This window comes from Microbacterium sp. 18062 (assembly GCF_902706225.1).
Lineage (GTDB): Bacteria > Actinomycetota > Actinomycetes > Actinomycetales > Microbacteriaceae > Microbacterium.
Genome location: NZ_CACSKB010000159.1, coordinates 1 through 612, shown reverse-complemented (window position 1 = coordinate 612; position 612 = coordinate 1). Strand labels below are relative to the sequence as shown.

Here is a 612-nt window from a genome sequence, read left to right as displayed (position 1 = left end):
GCCAAGGGTCGAGCGGCGTAGCAGAAGTATCCGGCAGCCTGCTGTTGGCCAGCAACAACTTCTACAGAGAGTTTTCCGATAACCCGGCGCCGACGGCCGCGGTGACGGCTCTGCCGCAAATGGGCGGCAGCGGTTGGGTGCGGGACCTGCGCGAGGCAATGAGCCTAGGAACCGAAGCGGCGCGGGTATTACAAGCGAAGGTTGAGGCCTTTGCTGCCGCGTCGACGCGGGATGCGCAGATGGCGCTGCTGGATGACGTGATCCAGGCGTGGGGGGCTACGGCGAGCCAGCCGAGCCGGCGCAGCGATGAAACGATCAGCGGCTGGGGTCGGATTGCTGTGTCGTTGCTTCAACCTTCAGCTAGAGAGGACGAAAAAGTCGAGTGGGTCAGAAAATTTGAATCGGCTTATGGTGCTGCTCTGGATGCGAAGGGTTACGACTGGCGCAGTGTCGGCTTTAACGGTTCCGGTGAGGAACTGGGACAAATGCTGGTGGATGCAGGTCTGGCCAGGGGATTTTATTTCCATCCTGTCGGTAATATCCATGGATCGACTTTAACTCTATGGACAAAAACGGCTTGGGACGAATTCGTTGAAGGCAGTCCAAAGCCCG

1 protein-coding gene is annotated in these 612 nt (G+C 58.8%); it reads left to right on the top strand.

All coding sequences use genetic code 11. The features are described from left to right. Positions 1–44: 44 nt before the first annotated feature. The coding region (locus GVL03_RS22100; RefSeq protein ID WP_200847262.1) for a hypothetical protein at positions 45–612 on the top strand (568 nt) is incomplete at its 3' end.